Origin of the sequence: Sphaerisporangium sp. NPDC049003 (genome assembly GCF_043197795.1) — a bacterium.
Taxonomy (GTDB): domain Bacteria; phylum Actinomycetota; class Actinomycetes; order Streptosporangiales; family Streptosporangiaceae; genus Sphaerisporangium.
This window is the reverse complement of record NZ_JBICTU010000025.1, coordinates 51425-72484: the sequence shown is the minus strand read 5'-3', so window position 1 is coordinate 72484 and position 21060 is coordinate 51425. Positions and strand designations below refer to the sequence as shown.

The 21060-nt window shown below is 69.6% G+C and carries 16 protein-coding genes and 1 pseudogene; 8 read left to right on the top strand and 9 right to left on the bottom strand.

Translation table 11 applies throughout. The features are described 5' to 3' along the window. Nucleotides 1-60: 60 nt before the first annotated feature. The 3 genes from ACGFIV_RS26305 to ACGFIV_RS26295 all read left to right on the top strand — a co-directional run bounded on the left by ACGFIV_RS26305 (nucleotide 61) and on the right by ACGFIV_RS26295 (nucleotide 4693). Nucleotides 61-3429 (top strand): ATP-dependent helicase, encoded by a 3369-nt coding sequence (locus ACGFIV_RS26305; protein ID WP_392838040.1) that lies wholly within the window; start codon nucleotides 61-63, stop codon nucleotides 3427-3429. 211 nt (nucleotides 3430-3640) lie between these two features. Next, nucleotides 3641-4093, top strand: coding sequence for a helix-turn-helix domain-containing protein (locus ACGFIV_RS26300; RefSeq protein WP_358547014.1), 453 nt, complete (start codon nucleotides 3641-3643; stop codon nucleotides 4091-4093). Between the two features lie 21 nt (nucleotides 4094-4114). Then, entirely contained in the window at nucleotides 4115-4693 is a 579-nt protein-coding gene (locus ACGFIV_RS26295; RefSeq protein WP_358547017.1) for a PIN domain-containing protein, read from the top strand. 118 nt (nucleotides 4694-4811) lie between these two features. Here the strand turns inward: ACGFIV_RS26295 and ACGFIV_RS26290 are convergent, their stop codons facing one another. Together ACGFIV_RS26290 and ACGFIV_RS26285 are read right to left on the bottom strand one after the other, a co-directional pair. After that, the gene (locus ACGFIV_RS26290) at nucleotides 4812-6227 is read right to left on the bottom strand and encodes an ice-binding family protein (RefSeq protein WP_392838039.1); all 1416 of its coding nucleotides are present in this window, start codon (nucleotides 6225-6227) and stop codon (nucleotides 4812-4814) included. Between the two features lie 331 nt (nucleotides 6228-6558). After that, a complete protein-coding gene (locus tag ACGFIV_RS26285; RefSeq protein ID WP_358547023.1) occupies nucleotides 6559-6936 on the bottom strand; it encodes a hypothetical protein in 378 nt (125 codons plus the stop codon). A gap of 199 nt (nucleotides 6937-7135) precedes the next feature. Between ACGFIV_RS26285 and ACGFIV_RS26280 the strand changes: the two are divergent. The 4 genes and pseudogenes from ACGFIV_RS26280 to ACGFIV_RS26265 all read left to right on the top strand — a co-directional run. Then, nucleotides 7136-7411: pseudogene (locus ACGFIV_RS26280) on the top strand (helix-turn-helix domain-containing protein); the annotation flags it as partial. A 3-nt stretch (nucleotides 7412-7414) separates the two neighbouring features. Beyond that, nucleotides 7415-8020, top strand: a complete 606-nt coding sequence (locus ACGFIV_RS26275) for a DUF5753 domain-containing protein (protein WP_358547164.1) — start codon at nucleotides 7415-7417, stop codon at nucleotides 8018-8020. Beyond that, nucleotides 8008-8220: a DUF397 domain-containing protein gene (locus ACGFIV_RS26270; RefSeq protein WP_358547026.1), complete on the top strand. Its 213-nt coding sequence runs from the start codon at nucleotides 8008-8010 to the stop codon at nucleotides 8218-8220. The genes ACGFIV_RS26275 and ACGFIV_RS26270 overlap by 13 nt, the downstream gene beginning before the upstream one ends. 176 nt (nucleotides 8221-8396) lie before the next feature. After that, nucleotides 8397-8870 carry a hypothetical protein gene (locus ACGFIV_RS26265; protein ID WP_358547028.1) on the top strand — a complete coding sequence of 158 codons (474 nt, stop codon included), beginning with the start codon at nucleotides 8397-8399 and terminating at the stop codon, nucleotides 8868-8870. Nucleotides 8871-9125: 255 nt separating this feature from the next. Here the strand turns inward: ACGFIV_RS26265 and ACGFIV_RS26260 are convergent, their stop codons facing one another. From ACGFIV_RS26260 to ACGFIV_RS26250, 3 genes are all read right to left on the bottom strand, one after another. Then, nucleotides 9126-10175, bottom strand: a complete 1050-nt coding sequence (locus ACGFIV_RS26260) for an anion permease (protein WP_392838038.1) — start codon at nucleotides 10173-10175, stop codon at nucleotides 9126-9128. 160 nt (nucleotides 10176-10335) lie between these two features. Beyond that, nucleotides 10336-11661 carry a GTP-binding protein gene (locus ACGFIV_RS26255; RefSeq protein WP_392838037.1) on the bottom strand — a complete coding sequence of 442 codons (1326 nt, stop codon included), beginning with the start codon at nucleotides 11659-11661 and terminating at the stop codon, nucleotides 10336-10338. A 122-nt stretch (nucleotides 11662-11783) separates the two neighbouring features. After that, nucleotides 11784-12173, bottom strand: coding sequence for a metalloregulator ArsR/SmtB family transcription factor (locus ACGFIV_RS26250; RefSeq protein ID WP_358547037.1), 390 nt, complete (start codon nucleotides 12171-12173; stop codon nucleotides 11784-11786). 104 nt (nucleotides 12174-12277) lie between these two features. Between ACGFIV_RS26250 and pepN the strand changes: the two genes are divergently transcribed. Beyond that, nucleotides 12278-14830 carry an aminopeptidase N gene (gene pepN / locus ACGFIV_RS26245; protein WP_392838060.1) on the top strand — a complete coding sequence of 851 codons (2553 nt, stop codon included), beginning with the start codon at nucleotides 12278-12280 and terminating at the stop codon, nucleotides 14828-14830. Nucleotides 14831-16206: 1376 nt separating this feature from the next. On the opposite strand, the gene ACGFIV_RS26240 is transcribed toward pepN, so the two are convergent. The 4 genes from ACGFIV_RS26240 to ACGFIV_RS26225 are packed head-to-tail and all read right to left on the bottom strand — an operon-like array spanning nucleotide 16207 to nucleotide 20950. Beyond that, the gene (locus tag ACGFIV_RS26240; RefSeq protein WP_358547040.1) at nucleotides 16207-17478 is read right to left on the bottom strand and encodes an FAD-dependent oxidoreductase; all 1272 of its coding nucleotides are present in this window, start codon (nucleotides 17476-17478) and stop codon (nucleotides 16207-16209) included. 10 nt (nucleotides 17479-17488) lie between these two features. After that, complete coding sequence (locus tag ACGFIV_RS26235; RefSeq protein WP_392838036.1) at nucleotides 17489-18859, bottom strand: metallopeptidase TldD-related protein; 1371 nt, start codon at nucleotides 18857-18859, stop codon at nucleotides 17489-17491. Continuing rightward, on the bottom strand, nucleotides 18843-20216 hold the full coding sequence (locus tag ACGFIV_RS26230) for a TldD/PmbA family protein (protein ID WP_358547044.1): 1374 nt from the start codon (nucleotides 20214-20216) through the stop codon (nucleotides 18843-18845). Before ACGFIV_RS26230 ends, ACGFIV_RS26235 begins: the two co-directional genes overlap by 17 nt. Continuing rightward, complete coding sequence (locus ACGFIV_RS26225; protein ID WP_358547046.1) at nucleotides 20207-20950, bottom strand: methyltransferase domain-containing protein; 744 nt, start codon at nucleotides 20948-20950, stop codon at nucleotides 20207-20209. Before ACGFIV_RS26225 ends, ACGFIV_RS26230 begins: the two co-directional genes overlap by 10 nt. Between the last annotated feature and the right edge of the window lie 110 nt (nucleotides 20951-21060).

Below are 21060 nucleotides of genomic sequence, written 5' to 3'. Positions count from 1 at the left end.
ACGCCGGGCCCGGGTGCCGGCTCCGCCACGGAGACGACCCGCCCGGCCCTGATCGGGCCGATGGAACTGGCCGAGAAGCTCGGCATCGCGCCGCCCACCCCCGAGCAGGCCGCCGTCATCGAGGCGCCGAGGGAGCCGATGGTGGTGGTCGCCGGCGCGGGTTCCGGCAAGAGCGAGACCATGGCCGGGCGGGTCGTCTGGCTGGTCGCCAACGGCTTGGTCCGGCCCGAGCGCGTCCTCGGCCTGACCTTCACCCGCAAGGCCGCCGCCGAGCTGGCCGCCCGGGTGCGCAAGCGGCTCACCCGGCTCGCCGAGGTCGGGCTCGCCCCGCCCGAGCTGCTGGACGCCGAGCCCACGGTGTCCACCTACCACGCGTACGCCGCGCGGCTGGTCACCGACCACGCCCTCCGCGAGGCGCTTGAGCCGACCATGCGGCTGGTGAGCCCCGCCATCTCGTGGCAGATGGCGGCCCGCGTGGTGGGCCGGTACGACGGCCCGATGGACCGCGTCGATCTCGCCCCGCCCTCCGTCACGGCGGCCGTGCTCGACCTCGCCGGCGAGCTGTCGGAGCACCTGCGCACGCCCGACGAGGTGCGCGAGGTCGGCCACTGGCTCGACGAGCGACTCGCCCAGCTTGGCGGCAGGCCGACGCTCGCGCAGCGCCGACCGGTGCGCACTCAGGACGTCCGTGAGCAGTTCCTGCCGATGGTCGACGCGTACAACCGGCTCAAGCGCAGCCGCGAGGTCATCGACTACGGCGACCAGATGGCGCTCGCCGCCCGCATCGCCGACCGGCACCCCGAGGTCGGCATGATCGAGCGCGGCAGGTTCTCTGTGGTGCTCCTCGACGAGTACCAGGACACCAGCCACGCCCAGCTCGTCCTGCTGCGCGCGCTGTTCGGCGGCGGCCACCCGGTGACCGCCGTGGGCGACCCCTGCCAGTCGATCTACGGCTGGCGCGGCGCCTCGTCCGGCAACCTCAAGCGGTTCGTCCACGACTTCCCCACCACGGCAGGCGAGCCCGCCCCCGTGAGCCGGCTCTCGGTCAGCTTCCGCAACGGCGAAAGGGTGCTCGACGTCGCGGCCCGGGTGCAGGTCCCCCTCCGCGAGGAGGCGCGGGAGGTGCCCGTGCTGGTGCCGGGCGTGAACCGCGTCGGGCGCGGAAGGGTCGTGTGCGCGTTCCACCAGACCGCCGAGGACGAGGCCGCCTGGATCGCCGACGGCGTGGTCCGCATGCTCGGCAGGGAGATCGCGCCCGACGGCCTGCCGTGGGGCGAGGGCGAGCGCGACAAGCTCCGCGAGAAGGTCAAACCGGGCGGCGCCTGGGGCGGCGCGATGGCCCTGCAACCGCAGGACGTCGCCATCCTGGCGCGCAAGCGCGCGCAGTTCCCCGCGCTCCGGCGGGCCCTTGAGGCGCGCGACATCCCGGTCGAGGTGGTCGGCCTGGGCGGCCTGCTGACCGTCCCCGAGGTCGCCGACCTCGTCGCGACGCTGCGCGTGCTGTACGAGCCGACCGCCGGCGACGCGCTCGTACGGCTGCTCGCCGGGCCGCGCTGGCGCATCGGGCCGGCCGACCTGAAGGTGCTCGGCGAGCTGGCCAGGGAGCTGACCATCGCGAACCGGGGCCGCCCGGGCGCGGACGACCCGCTGGAGCAGGTCGTCGCCGACATGGCCGAGGAGCGCGGCAGCCTGGTCGACGCGCTGGACGAGCTGCCCGACCGGCCCGAGTGGCTGGAGCCGTTCTCGCCGCTGGCCCGCGCGCGCCTGCCGCGCCTGGCCCAGGAGCTGCGCGTCCTTCGATCGCACACCGGTCAGCCGCTGCCCGACCTGATCGCCGAGGTCGAACGGCGGCTCGGCCTGGACGTCGAGGTCGCGGCCAGGGGCGGAGGGCCGCTCACCGCCCGCGCCGACCTGGACGCCTTCCTCGACGCCGCGTCGCGGTTCGCCGGCGACGCCGAGGATCCCACGCTGGGCGCCTTCCTCGCCTATCTCAAGGCGGCGGAGTCGGAGGAGTTCGGCCTGGAAGCCGGGCGGGTCGGCGAGACCAACAGCGTCAAGCTGATGACCGTGCACGCCTCCAAGGGGCTGGAGTGGCCGGTCGTGATCGTGCCGGGGCTCTCGCAGCTCACCACCCAGAAGGGCGCCCTGGCCAAGGGCAGCGTCTTCCCCGCCACACCCGTGACCAACTCCCGTTGGACCGAGAACCCCCGCAAGCTGCCGTACGTCCTGCGGGGCGACAGGGCCGACCTTCCGGTGCTGAACGGGCTGGAGAAGGACGACCTGGCGGAGTTCGACGAGCGCTGCCGCGAGCGCGACCTCATGGAGGAGCGCCGCCTCGCGTACGTCGCCGTCACGCGGGCCCACTACCTGCTGATCGCCTCCGGCTACCGGTGGGGGTCGGCCGCCCGGCCGCTCGACCCGTCCGACTTCCTGCGGGAGATCCGCGAGGCGTCCGGTCAGGTGGCCTACTGGGCTCCGGAGATCGAGGACGACGCCGTGAACCCCCTGCTGGCCGAGCCCCCGGCGGAGCAGTGGCCGGTCACCCCGGAAGGCGAGCGGTACGACGCCATCCGGAGCGGCGCCGACATGGTCATGAACGCCATCAACGGCGTGACCCCTCTCCCGAGTCCCGGCTCTTTTGCACCCGCCTCCGCGACGAGTCCCGGCACCCCGTCCGGCTCGGAGGACCCCGCGAGTTCTGTGAGTTCCGTGGGCTCCGCGAGTTCGATGAAGGAGTGGGAGCAGGAGCGTGTCCGGGCCTGGGCTCGGGACACGGAGCTGCTGCTGAAGGAGCGCGACCAGTCCAGACGGCGTGGCGGGGCCGTCGTGGAGCTGCCCGCCCACCTGACCGTCTCGTCGCTGGTGACCCTGGCGGACGACCCGGCCGCGCTCGCGCGGCAGATCCGCCGCCCGCTGCCCCACAAGCCCGCGCCGCTCGCCCGCAGGGGTACGGCCTTCCACCGCTGGCTGGAGGGGCGGTGGGGTCAGCAGCGCCTGATCGACGACTTCGAGCTGCCCGGCGCCTCCGACGACCTTTCGGGGGTGGACGTCCAGCTCGCCGAGCTGCGGACCCGGTTCGAGGAGAGCCCGTGGGCGGCCCTGGAACCGGTCGACCTGGAGGTCCCCTTCGAGACCATGATCGCCGACCGGCTCGTCCGGGGGCGCATGGACGCGGTCTTCGCCGACGGTGACGGCTACGTGGTGGTCGACTGGAAGACGGGGGAGCGCCCGCGCGGGCAGGCGGCCAGGGCCTCGGCCGTCCAGCTCGCGGCCTACCGGCTGGCCTGGTCCCACCTCGCTGGGGTCCCGCTCTCGAAGGTCGGCGCCGCCTTCCACTACGTCCGCGCCAACGAGACCGTACGGCCCGTCGACCTCCTCGACGCGAGGGGCCTCGTCCGCCTCATCGAGTCGGTCCCCGAGGACAGATAAGACCCTCGCCCCGCCTCGGGCATTTCCAAGGGGGCCCACCGACCTTACTGAATCACTGCCTGGCCAGCGCGGTTACCGCGCGGCCGCACGCGAATGGCGATGAAGCCAGGCAGTCTCCTGGTCGCGCGTACGGCGGGCCAGAGATAGCGTTCTGAAGCCTCGCGGGTTACAGTTATTTCAGATATGGTCTTGGCGGTGGAGGTGACCGACCGTGCCCCGCACAGGTGTTCTGGCCAGCGCTACGCGTGTCGAAGCAGGTAGCGGCGACCGTGAGCTATTTGCTGATCTTGAGACTGCCGCTGCCGCACTGCATGCCCAACTGGTCCTTCGCAGGCCCGACGGCCGTGACATTGTGCTGCCCGAATCACTTGTGAATCTCGTGGTGGCTGCGGCTCACGACCTTGCGAAGGGCAACGCAGTCTTCGCCCTTCCGGTCGAGGCCCGTCTGACCCCGAACGAGGTCTCCCAGTTGCTCGGTCTGTCGCGTCCCTTCGTCACGCGGTTGCTGGAGGAAGGGGAGATTCCCTCCCAGCGTTTGCCAGGCAGCAGTCACCGCCTGGTCCGACTGGCGGACGTCTTGGAGTTCCAGGAGCGTCGCGAGCACCGCGCCGAAGGCCGACGCAGGATCATGGAAGTCGCCGAAGAGGCGGATCTTCCCTACTGATCTCCCGAGGGGTACCGGTCGATGGCCCGGGTCTTCGTCGATACCAATGTCCTGTTCCCATTCTCACTAATGGATCTGATGCTGGCTCTGACTGAGGACGCGGTGCATGCCTTGGTCTGGAGCGATCATCTGCTCGACGAGTGGGAGCGTGTGATCGTGCGCGAGCGAGGGCGCTCGGCCCCGGCGGCGGCGCGCATCAGTGCGGCCATCCGGGAGTTCTTTGCCGATACCCGCGTTTCCGAAGACGACTACAAGCACTTGCTCGACCGAATCGACGGCCCCGACCCCGACGACTGTCACCATATGGCCGCTGCAATTGCTGGTCGTGCACAGATTTTGGTTACCTGGAACCTCTCCGACTTCCCTGCGTCGACTCTGAGTTGCTATGGACTCACCGTGGTCGATCCCGATACCTACCTATGTGCGCTCCTGGCCCAGAACCTTCGTGAGGTGATGGGCGTTCTGGCCAGGATGTCGGCCGGGAAACGTCGCCCGCCCATGTCTGTGCTGGACATCACTAGCGCGCTGGACCGGGCAGGTGTCCCAGGCTTTGCCCAACGGATACGCAGCAGTCTTTCAGTCCAACCGGGTGAACCCTGACAACAGTACGGATAGCACGCTCAGCGGCGGCGCCACGACGTCGAGCCGCGGCTTCCAGGCCCGCGCCGTCCTGCGGGCCGGGCTCACCCCGGGCGCGGCCGCCAAGCCCAGTGGTGGGTCAGCCGGTTATGGCGATCCTCGCGCGCAGTTTCGGGTGCTTCATGTGGTGCCTACGGAAATGCGGGCGCTTGTGTTTGTGGGGCTTTCCGTACCCGTGGTGATGACCCGGTCGGTGTGCGGACCAGGATCTGTGGGTGCTGTGGTGGCCTCCGTGACCGCCTTCACTGAACACTCCGTGGAGGGTATGGAGTGTCTGGACGGTCACCAGGCGGCCGTGCTCCCGGCGATGGTGCCTGCGGTCCCATTCCCGGCATTGCTGATCGCGAGCCTTGGCGTTCCTCGGCTTCTCGTCGCACTTCTTCTCCTCACCCTTCGCCGGCGCGGAGCCACCTGGGACGGCCGTCGGGGTCGGGGTCGGTGTCGGGGTCGGTGTGGGCGTTGGTGTTGGTGTTGGTGTCGGTGTCGGGGTGGGGGTGGGGGTGGGGGTCGGGGTGGGGGTGGGGGTCGGAGTGGGTGGGATGGGGCCGGTGACGATGATCTGGGTCAACGGCGCTGAGATGCTGGAATTCAGCTGTGCCGAGCCCGAATAGGTGGCGACGATCTGGTGTGGCCCGAGCGGAAGATTCGAGACCGTCAGGCTCGCGTGGCCTTTCACGTCCAGTGGGGCCGAGCCGATGCTCATTCCGCCGGAGGTGAAGCTGACCGTGCCCGTGGGGACCAACCCCGCCGCGGAGGTCACCGTCGCGGTGAAGGTGACCGGAGTTCCGACCTGAGCCGTGGGTGACGACGAGGTCACCGTCGTGGTGGTCCTCCTGTCAGGAGGGATCAGGCAGTCGGAACGCGTGACGGTGTCCGAATCCAGGGTGACCGCGCCGTTGCGAGCGAGCAGGCGACCGTTCACGGTCACGCCGGTGGTCACGGTGATGGACGCGAGTGCCAGGATGCTCCCGACGAAGCTGGAACTCGTTCCCAGGGTCGCCGAACTGCCCACCTGCCAGAACACGTTGCACGCCTGGGCGCCCCCGATGAGTGTCACCGTGCTGGCGGACGCGGTGATGAGGGTGGACGCGGCCTGGAAGATGAAGACCGCGTTCGGGTCGCCTTGGGCGTTGAGGGTCAGGTTCCCCGTGATCCCCAGGGTGCCGGCCGCCGAGGTGTAGACACCTGGCGTCAAGGTGGTGCCGCCCAGTTCTGTGGGCACGGTGGTGACGGGGGTCCGGCCTGCGGCGTCGTTGTAGGCGGTGGTCAGGTCGACCTGGGCCTGTACAGCGGCGGCGTCGGCCGCGTGGATGGTCCCGATCACGGTGCCGGGCGGGAAGCCGGTCACCGCCGAACCAGGGCTCACTCCCAGGTCCCCGGTGACGACGGTGGGGCCGGTGTTGGTGACCGTGGACCCGGCGAGGACCGCGTAGCTGGTGGCTGTGCCGAGCCCCACCGGAGCCTGCGCGGCCCCAGCGGTGTGTGGCGTCGTCACCACGACTCCCATGGCCACAATGGCCGTGAGAGTCGCGGCCAGCCAGGAACGGGCGGTTTTTCGCGGCACGACGCGACGGCGACCGAGATATATCATCAAGCTGTCCTCTGCTCTTGGTATTGCTCCGTCCAGGCGCATGGCGAATCGGGGTGCGCCATTGTTTGCGAGCCTACTTATTCAGGTCGTCGTGCTTATAGTCCGACATGCGGGAGATCTAAATCCGACGGCTATTTCCCGTTATAAAAGGAAATGCCGTCACCGCTCCCGTTAGGTGGGACGGTCGCGATCGCCGCCGCCGCCGCCGCGACGGCGGTGTGGTGGTGGCCCGATCTCAGGCGTGAGGACGGCAGTCCCCGAGGCTGAGGTCGTCCCAGGCCAGCAGGCGGAGCCAGCGGAGGATTTCCGAGACCTGCTGCACGGGGAACTGGAACTCCGGCATGTCCCCCGCAGGAGTGATCATGATCGCGGTTCCCCAGAGTCTCGTGCGTACGGTGACCTTCGCCCGCCCCCTCGCGTCGGCGCCATAGACGATCATCTCCGTGGGGTTGTACGCACGCTGCGGTGGGACCGTTTCGGTGCCGATCACGAGCCGCATCCTTTTGAAGATGTGGCACCGGATGCCTTCGGAGGTCAGATGGCGGTGCAGGATGGCGAGCAGGTCGGCGTCCTCGTTCGCCCTGCTCTCGGAGACGGTCTCATCTGGCTTCATCGGACCGTCTCGCGATTTACCGCGTTGAAGGTGGTTTTGGCATCATGGGCGGCTTGTACGAATCTTCTCGGGTGAGTAATCCTATGGGGGATGATTTCCTGTGGCATGGGGGCCACCTTTTCGTTGACAGTTTCGATTGGCCTTTCCAAGGTTGCCGCTCAACCTCTACTCTGCGTAAGGGAATGGTGACAACAGCGTAGTGATTCCGTTGTTGTGTGCCATCGCATCCAGTTGCATTCCGTTGCGTGGAGGTCAGGTGCCGCGACAACCGACGACCAACCCGGAGACCTCGCCGGCAGCCCGTTTCGGGTTCGAGCTGCGAAGACTCCGTCAGGAAGTGCAAGTCACCCAGTCCGAGCTAGGGCGAAGGATCGGTTACACCGGAGCGGCGATGGGGGCCATCGAAAGGGGGCTACGCCTGCCCCAGCAACGAGGGTTCGTCGAGCAGTGTGACGCGGCCCTAGGAGTTAATGGGGCATTGCTCCAGGTATGGGAACTATGCCGATCCGACGGAAACCAGCGCTGGTTCTACCCATGGCTGGAGGCCGAGCAACAGGCGCTGACACTGCGTGCATGGCAGCCGACCCTGGTACTGGGCCTCCTCCAGACGGCCGACTATGCAAGGGCGGTCTTCCGTGGGGAACCAGGGATCCGATCCGACAAGATCGATAAGGGTGTGGAAGCTCGGCTTGAGCGACAAACCCTCTTCGACCGCAAGGACCCCCCTATGCTGTGGGCCGTACTGGACGAGGGAGTTCTCCAGCGGCCTATAGGCGGTTCCGCCGTCATGAAAGGGCAGTTAAATCATCTCTTGACCATGGCGGAGCATCCGTGTATCACGATTCAGATAGTCCCGGTGATGGCGGGTTGCACGGCAGGATTGCTGGGAGGTTTCTTCCTCGCGCAGTTGCGAGACGGTCGTGAAGTTGTCTACCTCGAATCCGCTGGTAAGGGGCACGTGACCGCTCAAACCAAAGAAGTACGAGACATCCAAGTACGGTACGAGGCGGTGCGAGCGAGCGCGCTCCCACATGACGGATCACTTAATCGGATCAAGGAGTGGGTGGAGAAATGGACGACCTGACCAATGCGAGGTGGATCAAGTCCTCACACTCAGGTGGCAACGGCGGTGAGTGTGTGGAGTTGGCTTCGCTGGGCGGCGAGGGTATGGCGGTACGGGACAGCAAGCGTCCGTACGGGCCGGTGTTGCGGGTCACCGCCGCTGAGTGGGACGTGTTCCGTGCGGGTGTGAAGAACGGCGTGTTCGGCGGCCTGTCTGTCTGAACCTGGGTGAGCGAAGGGCCCGCGCCTCCCGGTGCGGGCCTTTCTGCACGATGCCGACCCGAAGCTTGTCGGCGTACCGCACCCGTTGCTCACGGGGCTGCCTAACACCTCGCCCATACTGTGATTGAAGTCCAGTCTGGTATCCCTAACCGCACCACGTCGGTGGAGGCTGTGTAATGAGTCGCTATCACCCCCGCTACTACGCGGTTAACGATCACCCGGTGAAGCTTGAGGAGCTGCCGACCGGCGAGCTGGTGGCGCATGTGGTCGACTTGGCAACCGGCACGCTGGTTCGCGACATGAGCTACCTGTCGCGTATCTCCGATCACGGCATCGGTAAGGACATCGACTCGATCACCGGGGTCGAGTTCGAGGCTCGCAGGGTTGCGCTGTGGCAGGCCGCGTCTGACCGGCGGCACAACACGCCGATCGTGTGGGAGCGCACCGGCGACGCCCAGTTCCCTTATCGAGCCGAACTGGACCACAGCACTCTGATCATCCGGGTGAACGACTTCCCGGCCGAACCTCTCTACACCCTGCTGATCGAGGAGATCGAGGTCGAGGATCTTGAGGACTGGCCGAAGGCGTGGGTGCGGTCCAAACACCCGCTGGCCCCGCTGGGGGAGAAGCACAGGCCAGACGGCCGGTGATGGTGGTCCGTCGCCGGCGGCGCCCGGCGTTGGCATGATCGGTTGTTCGACCCACCCGGCACCCGTGTGGGTGGTGAGCCGGTGCTTCCCACCGAGCTGGTGACTTCCCGGAAGGCGTGGAGTTCCGCCTTTCCCGTCGCTGAATCGGATCAAGGTGTGGGTGGAGAACTGGACGACCTGACCAACGCGGCGGTGGTGGCCGTACGCGTCTCTACACACCGCTATGAGGCGAGATCGCTGGCTACGGTTGGAGTATTAGCCGGCTATGGCGTAAACCAGGGCGGCGACGGCGCCGGCGAAAATGGGGGTTATCAGCCACGCGATCAGGAAGTCGCGCAGGGTTTTGCCGCTGAGGCGGCTGAGGTTGGGGCCCGCTGATCCGGCTATCGCGCCGGTGGAGACGTGGGTGGTGGACATGGGCAGGCCGTAGCCGGCGCCGAGGCCGACCAGGGTTGCCGTGGTGAGGTTGGCGAGGAAGCCTTCCCGGTGGTTCATCTTCACCACGCCCTGGCCCAGCCGCTCGGCCACCCGCATGCCGCCGACCAGGGAGCCGACGGCCATGGAAAGGGCGACGACGAGCATGATCTGCCACGTCGTCATCCCGGCGGGGACAAGGGCGAACGCGCCGATCGCCACCATCTTCGGGGTGTCGTTGAGGCCGCGGGCGAAGCCGGTGGCACCGCTGGTCAGCCAGTGTGCCGCCGTCAGAACCTGGTGGGTGGTCGCCTCCCTGGCGGCTACGGCGGGCTCGGTGGACTGGAGCAGCGCCGCACCCCCATCAGGCGTTACGGGGGCCGGAGCGGGGGCGGCGGTCCCACCGGTGTTCTTCACCCGGCCGAACAGGAGCGCCAGGATCAGGGTGACGGCGTACGCCACGGCGATGCTGATCAGCAGGGGCGCGATCAGTCGTTCAGGGATGGATCTCCAGGCGATGGAGTCCGAGGCGAACAGCAGGCCCGCGCCGATGAGTCCGCCGAGCAGGGCATGAGTGGTGGAGACCGGCAGTCGCAACACGGTGGCCAGGCCGACCCAGCCGGCCGCGCCGGTCAGGACGGCCATGGCGAAGGCGCTGGTCGGTTCGGCGGTGACGACTCCGGAGGAGAACAGCGCGGTCATCTTCGAGGCGAGGGCGAGCGAGCACAGGCACCCGGCCAGCGTGGTGACGGTTCCCCACAGGATGGCGGTCCGGTACCGGGTCACCCCGGCCCCGGCCAGGGTCGCGACGCCTTTGGGCACGTCGTTGCTGCCGTTGACCGCGGCCAGCGCCGCGACCAGTAAGAAGACCAGGACGGAGGTCAATGACATGCGGGCGTCTCCTGTTCACTGCCGGCTCGCATCCGGGGCGAGGGTGAGAGGGCATGCCTCGCGGAGGCCGGGAAGCGATCTGCCCGGCCTCTGATCGGAGGCATCGGTGAGGCGGACGGACCCGGTCGCCGACCCAGGCGGTCGCGACCCAGGCGAGGCTTCAGCCGGGGAATGCTCCGGATGGGATCCGGTAGGTGGGCTGGGGATATCCCGGTTTGAACGAGGGAACGCCCGCGTGCTGGAAGGCCAGGGTCCCGGTCAAGGCTGTCACCGTGTTGACCGCCTCGGCCACGGCCTCGTCGAGTTCGGCGGGCTCACAGGCGACTCGGGCGTTGATCCGCACCTCGGCTTCGGTGAACCGCGTCCCCGCGGCGCGGTCCACGGTCGGCTCTCCGCCGCTGGTGGTCACGCTCATCTTGGTCAGGACGGCAGCGGACTCCAGGCTGATCTTCACGTGGCCGATCATCCAGCCACTTCGCGCGGCGGCGCCGGACACGTGCTCCAGCAGTGATCGGGCCCACGCGTCGGGATCGAACCCCCCTGCCGCCGTGACGGTCAGGCTCTGGTTCAGCCACGCCAGGGCGGCCTCGGCGTTGGCGTAACGGTCGTAGTCGATCTCCAGGTCGCGCCCGGCGGGCGATGGTCCCAGCCAGTGGGAGACGAACTGGTCGAGGCCGTCGCCGGATCTGGCCGAGTATCCCAGCACGGTCGCCGTGGGGTACCGGTCGCGAAGGTCCGCCAGCAGGGCGGCGGCCTCGTCCTCGCCCAGGAGGTCGACCTTGTTGAGCGCGATCACATCGGCTTCCTGCAGCTGCTTGCCGAACAGGTAGGACAGATCCGAGTCGGTATCGTCCAGCGGCAGCGTCGTTCGGAGGGTCTGTAGCCGTTCCGGCTCCACTACCACGACCAGTGGCGCGGGGGTGAAGCTGTCGCCGTAGTGGGCGCTCAGTGGCCGGATGACCGTCGCCTGCAGATCGGTGCAGCTCCCCACCGCCTCGGCGAGCAGGGTGTCGACCCCGTGCTCGTCGACCAGGCGATGCGCCACGGTGAGGAGGTCCTCGAAACGGCAGCAGAAGCATCCCCCGGTGACCTCGCCGGCCTGGGCGATGGCGGAGCGGGCCAGCTGGGTGTCGATCAGTTCGGTTCCCTGGTCGTTGGTGATGACCGCGACTCGGCTCCCTCGCGACTGGAGGAGTTTCGCGGCCGCGACGAGCGTGGTCGTCTTACCGGCTCCTAGGAATCCGCTCAAGGTCAGAAAGTTGATCAACCGACACCCGCCTCGCTTGTGGTGCTGGGGGTTCCGCGGGATATCGCGGCGCTGTGCAGCACGAGTGAGTATTCTCGGTCGCGGCAATGGTACTTTCAGGTCATTTCCGGATTTGCCGCGCTGTTCGAGGGCAAGATAACAACAACTTTGTCGGGTGGTCAAGCGGTTGACGTCCGGCAGGAAATTATCAATAATCTCCGAAGTTTGCCGATAAGGCATATTGATGGCTATAAATGTAGATGATAGAATAATCCGGCGGCAGTCGTTGTCATCTTTTGTTCGTGTGCGGCGTTCGTCCTGACGACATCAGGAGGGTGATGGAAGACCACCCAGCGGCTCTGCTAGCGAGCGGCGACGGAAGGCAGTGCGATGATCGTCGTCAGCGAGGTGAGCGCTTCGGGCACGACCCGGTAGTAAACCCAGGTCCCCCGTCGTGTCGACTCTACGAGCCCGGCGTCTCGCAGCACCCTCAGGTGATGGCTGATGGTCGGCTGGGTCAGATCGAACGCCCCGACGAGGTCGCACACGCAGGCCTCCCCGTCGAGGTGGGAGGCCACGAGCGAGAGCAGGCGCAGCCGGACCGGGTCGGCGAGTGCCTTGAAGCCCGCGGCGATCCTGGCGCTCTGCTCCTGGGTCAGGGGTTCGGCCACCCGGGAAGGACGTGGCACATCGGGCGCGACGGGCGGCAACTTCTCATCCGGCAGCAAAACGGGCTCGTCGTGCTCGGCCATGGTGATCGGCTCCTTCCCGCAGAACAACGGCACGGCCGTTTTGGCGGGCCTGTCCGGCGACAGTGACCCCAGTCTAGACAACTCCCTGTCCAGGAGGTTTCGCCATTTCGCGCACTTCGCTGACCCGCGCCGAGGCTGCCGAGCGAGCCGCGCTGCTCCAGTCGCTCTCCTATCAGGTACACCTCGATCTGAGCCAGGTCGACGCCCCGACGTTCCGGTCCAGGACCAGGATCCTGTTCACGTGCGCCAGGCCGGGGGCCTCAAGCTGGGTAGACGCCCTACCCCGGCGCGTACGCTCGGTCATGCTGAACGGACGCCCGCTGGAGTACGGCAGCGACACCGGGCGGATCCACCTTCCCGAACTGGCGGCCGTCAACGAGTTGACCGTCGACGGCGATTACGACTTCTCGACCTGCGGCCAGGGTCTGCACCGGTTCGTGGATCCGGCGGACCAGGAGGTGTACGTCTACAGCCACCTCCAAGCCGACCACGCCCCCCGGGTGTTCGCCTGCTTCGACCAGCCCGACCTCAAGGCGACCTTCGAGATCAGCGTGCGGGTGCCCGCCGCGTGGACCGTCCTGTCCAACGGCCGGCTCGACCGCCGCCACCGGTCTGGCCCTGACGTCCTGACCGAGGTGCATCGGTTCACGCCCACTCCGCCGATCAGCACCTACCTCGTGGCCGTCGCGGCCGGCCCGTGGGCCTCGTGGACGGCCGGTGGCCCGGCTTCCGTGCCGCTGGGCGTCCACTCCCGGCGCTCCCTGGCCGGACACGTCGACTCACCGGTCTTGTTCGAGCAGCTCGGCGCCGGGATCGAGTTCTTCGCCAAGGCGTTCGCGAGCCCCTACCCGTTCGCGAAACTCGACCTCTGCTTCGTTCCCGAGTTCAATTTCGGGGCGATGGAGAACGCCGGGTGCGTACTGGCCGCGGAGACGTTCGTGTTCGACCGGGCCGTCACCCGGCACGCCCACCGCCGCCGCTGCGAAATGATCTTTCATGAGCTTGCCCACCAGTGGTTCGGCAACCTCGTCACCTTCCGCTGGTGGGATGACCTGTGGCTCAACGAGGCGTTCGCCACCTGGGCCGGTATCCACGCGCAGACCCAGATCACCGAGTACGCCGAGGCATGGGCCGACTTCACGGCGGGCAAGAAGGCCATGGCCTACGCTCAGGACCAGTCGCCGTCCACGCATCCGGTGGTGGCCGACATCCCTGACCTGAGTGCGGTGGCCACCGCCTTCGACGCGCTCACCTACCACAAGGGCGCCAGCGTGCTGCGGCAGCTCGTGGCCCACCTCGGACTGGACGGCTTCCTCGCGGGGATGCGGCGCTACTTCGCCACCTACTCCTACGGCACCGCGGGCCACACCGAGATGATCAGCGTTCTGCAGGAGGCGGCCGGCGATGACCTGACCGCCTGGTCGCGCTCCTGGCTGCACTCGGCCGGACTGACCGAGATCAGGGCGGACTTCAGCCTCGACCACACCGGACGCTTCACCCGTTTCGACCTCCTTCAGGAACCGGCTGGATCGCTCAGACCGCATCGCCTCGCGGTGGGCGTCTACGCCGAGGACCGGTGTGGCGCCCTGGTGCGCGTGGCCCGTCACGAGGTCGACGTCGAAGGCGCCCGCACGAGCGTGGAGGCGCTGATCGGGCACCGGCCTGGTCTTCTGGTCCTCCCCAACGACGGTGACATGACCTACTGCCGGATAGTCCTGGACGCCCGGTCGGCCGACGAGATCATCCACCGGATAGGCCACCTGAGCGACCCCATGGCACGTTCGCTCTGCTGGACGGCGGCGTGGGAGATGGTGCGGCACCGCGAGCTGCCCCCGAGGCGGTTCCTGACGATGGTCATCTGCGGTCTTCAAGCCGAGACGCAGATCGGCGTGGTGCAGCGGCTGTTGCGCCAGGCCGCGACCTTGCTCGGCGCCTACACCGAGCAAGGCTGGGCCCGTGCCCGTGGCTGGCCCGCCCTCGTCGACCACCTGCTCGACTTGGCCACGCGCCAGGACACCGGCGCCGACCACCGGCTCGTGTCCGTCCGCGCTGTCGCGGACGCGGCTCTGACCTCCGCCCAGCTCGACGTGGTGCGTGACTGGTTTCACCGAGCCGTCCTGGCCGGACGGCCGGTGGATGAGGACCTTCGATGGCGGCTGGCCCGGGCGCTGGTCGCGCACGGGGACGCCGTCGATCCGATCATCGACGGCATGACCGGCGCGGGGGAAAGGCGCGTCGAGCGGATCAAGGCCTCGGTGCCCGCCGTGGATGCCAAACAGTGGGCGTGGAACGCCATCCTGGGCAGCGGGCGCCCGGCCCAGATCGGCGCGCTGGCGAGCGGCTTCGTCCATCCCGCCCAGCACCACCTGATCGCCTCCTTCGCCGAGCGCTACGTCCGCGACATCCCGCCGCTGCTGGTGGGTTCCGGTGACGCGGAACCGGCACGGGCCGCCGCGACCCTGATGTTCCCCACGTGGTCGGTGTCAGGACGGACGCTGGCCGAGGTCGATCGCATGCTCGGGGACGGCCGGTCGCCGCTCCTGCGAAGGCTGGTCGGCCAGGCCAGGGACGAGCTCGCCCTTTCCGTGGGCCTTGCCGCGCGGGACGCCGCCGGGGGAGCGGCCGAACCAGTCGTCCAGGTCGGTGGTGGCGAATAGCCCGAACAACTCCCGCAAGGCCCGTGCCGCGTCAGGCCCCGCGTACCAGCGCTCTCCCGCCCGCTCCACGAGGTGGTCCGAGAGCCGATCCCGGAGCGAGAACGCCTGGTGATAGACCAGCGGGTAACAGGGGTGGCCCTCCAGGTAGGCCTGTAGCCGGTTCCAGGCGACCCGTCCGTCGACGGTGATGCCGAACTCCGCCTGATAGCAGCGCAGGTATTCGGCGGACGGATCCGGGTGGCCGTCGTGGACGGCCATCTCGAAGCAGAGGCTGGTCGCCACAACGCGCCGCACGTGCTCGCGGGCGAACCGGACACGCTCGACGGCCTCGGAGTCGACCACGGCGCCCAGGTGGCGTCGTTGCCAGTCCGGCTCGTGCACGACCCGTTCCAGGGCGAAGCCGAACGCCTCGCTCAGCGCCACGGGGACGCGCCACAGGTCGGCGGGATGACGGACACCCACCGTGAAGTGCAGCGCGTGCCCGAACTCGTGCAGCAGCGTGACGTAGTGGCCGAGCGTCGTGCCCCCGGGTGTGGACACGCGCACGTCGGTCGGCGGCGCGACCGGGGAGCAGAAGGCGGATCCGGCCTTGCCGGGCCGTACAGCGTCGTCGACGAGGATATGGTCCAGGTGCTCGCCCAGGTCCCAGGCGGTGACGGTCGAGCGGACACTGGCCAGCGGTCCGGCCGCGTGCTCGGGTACGGCGGCGCGGGCGGCGATGAGCCGGGCGTCACCCAGCGCCGGGGCGGCCAGCCCGTCGCGCTCGCGCCAGCGACGCCATTGCCGCAGGAAGTCCGCGCGGGTCTCGTCCAGCCAGGCACGCGCGTGCTCAGTGAAGAGGTCGACCTCCGGGTGCAGCGCGCGCACCAGGGCGCCGTGCGTCGCGAACCCGAGTCTGGCCCTGGCCTCGGCGTGGTCGTCGAGCCATTGGCGGCGAGCGTCGCGGAGCCGCGCGTCGGCGACGGCCAGGGCGGACTCGATCTGGGCGCGCTGCCGCAGGGTGGTGGCGGCCTTGGCCAGCGCGATGAGCTCGCCGTGGGTGAAGGGCCGGCCGTCGACGTCGACCGTGACGGTGCGCTGGAGCCTGCGCAGCCGCGCCGTCGCCCCCGCGAGCTGGACCCGGAAGTACCATCGGACCAGTTCCCCGGCATGGTGCAGATCCCCGCAGGCCAGCGCCCGCGCGATCAGCTCGCCATCGGTCAGCCAGGCGTGATCGCCTTCGGGCAGGATCGGGTCCTGGTCGCTCTGCCCGGTGCTGGCCAGCCAGCGGGTGTGGGCGACGCGCGCCTGCAGGGAGACGAGGTCTTCGACGTGACCGGACAGGTAGCCGGAGATGTCGCGGGGTGGCGGGTTCCGCGCCGCGCCGCCGTCCGGGCTCATGCCCGGTCCTGCCGGGTGGTCGCCGGGTCGTCGATGCGCGCGGCGACCGGCAGGTCCAGAAGGTCGGCGGCACCGTCGGCGACGCGCTGCCAGAACTCGCGGCGGTCATCGGGAAGGGCGGCGAACAGCTCCGAACAGCGCTGGGTCATCTCCATCGCCAGCCCCGGATGCGCCAGCACTCCGCGGATCCAGGCAAGCTGTCCCGGTTGGGGCGGGTCGATGCGAAGTCCGTCCAGGCCCATCCGCATCTTCCGGCCCACCCGATCTTCCATGGTCGCCGCATAGCGGTCTTCCGACTGAGGCCAGTCGTGCTCTTCCCTGACCGCGGGAGGCACCGTGTCCGCCAGGACCTGCGCCGCCGCGCAGCCGTCGGCGATACCCGCGCCGAACAGCGGGTCCTTGTGACAGTAGGCGTCACCGGCCAGACGCCATCCCGGTCCGGCGGGACGGCGGTGGAAGTTCCGCAGGTTCTTCGACCCGTATACGGGTGAGGCCCGGCGGGCCCGGCGCAGCCTGTCCGCCATGGCGGGTATCGCCAGGAGTCGCTGTTCGTATCCCGTGCCGGTACCGCCACGGCCATCGTGCCTGAGCGCGTCGTACTCCTCGACGGGCGCGGACAGCATGACCACCCAGCGGTCGCCGTCGCACGGGCCGACCTGGAGCACGTGGCCGTCGTCATGCCACAGTTCGAGCGCGGGCGCCGGCAGCGGGGCGACCCCTTCCCAGTAGGCGTGGAACGTGCAGCGCATGGCCCCGGCGTCGAAGGTGGTGGCGGCTCCCGCCTGGCGGGCGACCAGGGAGCCCCGCCCGTCAGCGCCCACCACCACCTTGGCCTTCTCGGACCAGCCATCGCCCTCGATGCCCGTGACCTGGTCGCCCTCCCAGCGCAGAGACCGTACCGGGCGGCGCTCCCTGATCTCGGCTCCGTGGCGTCTCGCGGCGCTCAGCAGGATGCCGCTGAGGGTCTGGCGGCGCACGCACAAGTTGTAGGGGTGTGCCGAACGAGGCAGCATGGGCGCCCCGTAGTAGCCGCCCTCGACCTCCAGGTGCCAGCGTCTCAGGGGCGGAGCACCGGTCGCCAGCACCTCGTCCAGCACTCCCAGGCGTTCCAGGAAGGCCAGCACCGAGGGGCCGAAGAAGTGCGTGGAGACGGCGGGCGCGGCCAGCTTGGCCCGGTCACACAGCATGACCCGCAGGCCCTGTCGCGCCAGCAGGGCGGCGCTCGCGGCGCCGGTGACGCCGCCACCAACAACGATCACGTCATACATGGGCTGCTCCTCATGCGCGGCCGCCGCCTGCCGATGCGAGGACGAACGGCATCCGGCCCGACCAGATCCGGCTCACGGCCCACCTGTGCTCGGTGAGTCCCAGGAAGCGGGCGCCGAGTACCTCCCGCAGGTCCAGGGCGACAGCACAAGGATGGAGGACCCCGGCCACCCGGCCGTGCCTGATGAGGAAACCGAGCCGGATCCGGCCTTCGACGATCGGGGACAGCCCACCGCGCTGTTGCCCACCCATGAGGGATTCGATCAGCACCCCGTCGCGCACGCCGCCCAGCAGGTCGTCGAACCGGCCGGTCTCCGAGTCCTCGGCGGACAGTGTTGCCCCGTTGAGTACCGGCGTGATCGGTCTCAGCATCGTGCGCCGCAGCGCGTTCCCGCGAAAGCCGTGCCCGGTCGGCACGTCCCCGCACGCGACCGCCGTCCGGTGGCTGTGGTAAAGACGGGCGGGCACACCGCTGTCGATCAACGTCAGCGGCGCGCACGGTACGCCGTCGTCGTCGCTGCCGGGCCAAGCCAGCCCTTCCGTTCCCTCCTCGTCCCCGGCCGCGGGCGGAGAGGGGTGGTCCCGCAGGCTGATCGACGTGTGGAGCAACGGCACGCCCAGGCCTCCGGCGGCGAAGGACCTGCCGGAGACGGCCGCGGTGCCGCTCAGGGCGGTGACCAGGGGAGTGAGCAGGGCGTGCACGGCGGCGGGGGCCAGTAGCACGTCGTGCTCGCGGGACGGCGCGTCGAGCACCGGCAGCCCCGCCCACCCGGCCGCGGTGCTCAGCCACGAGGCGAGCCCGGCGGGCAGCGCCGCCGATCGGGTCCAGCCGTTCCAAGGTAGCTGGATGCCGGACGTGCCGGCCCCCTCGGCGAGCGCTGAGACGTGGAAGAAGCAGTCCCGGCCTTCCTGGTGGCCTTCCGGCGCCATGCGGTGGACCGTCTGCTCGGTGCGGCTCACCGTGCCGTGCATCGTCAGCCCGACAGCACTTTGCAGCGCGCCCAGTCCCTCGGCCAGGCGACGGACGGCGCGGGCGGCGCCCCCTTCGCCGTCGCCGGCCGGCTCGGCCGCGGGGGAACGCCCGGGGGCGGGGCTCGGTCGCGCTGGTGGTGACGCCGGCGGTCCGTACGCCGCGCTTCGTACGGCGTGGCGTACGAGCGCACCCGCGTCCTCCGGCCCTGTCGTGGTGACCGTGCCGACCCGCCCGGCTCGATGGACGCGCAGGCACAGCGCCGCCTCGTGCGCGGACCGGACGGCGTCGGGAACACCTGAGCCGACCTCGACCACGGTGTCGACCCGGTCGACACCGAGCACCTCCCAGTGGTCGGCGTGCGCCGCGGCCGCCGCTCCGATCTCCGCGACACGTTCAGCCAGGGTGGACACGGAGACCTCGCAGGCGGAGCGCAGGCGCCCAGGAACTCACCGGCAGCGGGTACTGACCCTGCTTGCCGCAGCTCGCAGAGGTGTCACCGCGCCACTGGTCCCGCCCGATCGCGTCGATGGCGCCGAAGGCGCCCAGAACGTCGCCGGACAGCACGACGCCCCGTACCAACTCACCGACCCTGCCGTCACGGATCGCACGGCACTCGGCGGGCAGGAACGTGAAACCGGAGCGGTCGGTCTGGCCGCCGAGCACCCCGCGGGCCAGTAGCCCGCGATCCACACCGCCGATGAGCTCCTCGTCACCGGCGGTGCCGGGATCGATCATGATGGTCCGCAGCCTGGGCAGGGGCGGGTGGCGGAAGCTCAGGGCCCGGGCGTTCCCTGTCGGCGCCTCGCCGAAGGCCGCCGCGGTCGAGCGGTCGTGCAACCGCGGCCGTACCACGACGCCGTCCCGCAGCAGGTCGACCTGGCCACCCGGAGTTCCCTCGTCGTCCACGGGCACGTACCCGCGGGCACCGGGATGCCCGGCGTGATCGATGATCGTCAGGCCGGACGGGCCGAGCCGACGCCCGGGAGCCAGCGCCCTCCGCAGTTCCGCGTCCCCCCTGTGGTGATCGGCCTCGGCCAGGTGCCCGATCGTCTCGTGCGCCCAGACGCCGGCCAGCGGGCCGTCACAGACGACGTCATAGCTCCCCGGCTCCACGACGGGGGCTCCTCGCAGGTCCACCGCGGTCGCGGCGGCGGACTCGATGACCGGGGCGAGCCCGCGTGCCACCGAGAAGTCGCCCCCGCTGCCGACGGACACCGACCCAGCGGTCCGCGCGGCGCCTCCGTCGGCGTAGACGGTGATCTGCAGCGTCAGGTCCCTGCGCCGGTACCCGACCCGGGTTCCCTCGGTCGTGAGGAGTTCGACATCGGTCACCAGCTCCCGGTAGTAGACCAGCGCCCCGGTCACGGCGGAATGGGCGGCCAGCGCCGACGCGTGGTAGCCGCCCAGCAGGTCCGTCTTCTCCGCCAGACTGACCCGCTCCGGCGCTTCGCCGACGTCGCACGGGTACTCTCCCGACTCCGGTGGCCGGTCCGCGAGAGGTTCCCCCCTGACCCGTAGCTCCCGGGCGTTCCGCGTGGCCTGGCGGAGCACCGCTGATGCGTCCATCGTGGTGGACGAGGCGAACGAGGACCCCGCCGGGCCGGCCACCCGGGCGCAGCAGCCCTCGTCGCCGCTGGTCAGGGTGCTCTCCAGGCCGTCACCGCGCCATACGAGGTCGATGATCCTTGTTCGTTCGACGCGGACCTCGGCGTAGTCGTCCGCGTGGAGCCCGGCGGCCCCGAAGACCGCGGCGCAGGTCAACAGCACGGTTGCCCGGTCGTGCCGGCATCCCGGTAGGCGAAGATCATCGCGCTGGTCACCTCGGCGCCGTCCCGGTAGGGGACCGGGCCGTCGCTGCGCAGTTCCACCCGGGCGAATCCGGCGCCCAGCACCAGTTCCCGGTACTGGCTCTCGGTCATGCCCACCACGCACCGGGCGAAGTCCTCGGCGTCGGCCGACTCGCCGACCGCCACGTCCTGCGGCGGAGGGGCGTCGTCGGCGTAGACGACATCGGAGATCACCGCGAACCCGCCGGGGCGCAGCACGCCGGCGATGGCCCTGAGCACCTCCTGCTTGTCAGGGAACATCCCAAGGACGCAGTTGCTCAGCACCACGTCGACGCTGGCCTCGCGCAGCGGGGGCCGCCGGATGTCGCCGACGCGCACGTCGATGTTCGTGAACCCGGTCTCCTTGGCCGCGCGCCGCGCGGACCTGACCATGTGCATCGAGGCGTCCACACCGATCACCCGGCCCGTGACGCCCACCCTGCGAGCCGCGATCAGCAGGTCAAGGCCGGCCCCGCAGCCGAAGTCGACGACCGTCTGGCCCGGCTGGAGGTCGATCGCGTTCATCGGCGACCCGCAGCCGCTGGACAGTTCGAGCACCCATGTGGGAACCCCCGCCAGTTCCTCCGTACTGTAAACCGCGTTGGGCGAGCAGCACAGGGTGCTGGCACCCTGCCCGGCCAACAGGTCGTAGCGCTGCTTGACATGGGTTTCCACGGAGACCCGCCTGACCGGGGTCGCCTCCGGGGCGTCGCACCCGCACCCGGCGGCCTCTCCCGCGGGATCCGGGCCGCACCCGCAGGCGTCCGGTTCCACGGATGTCCGCG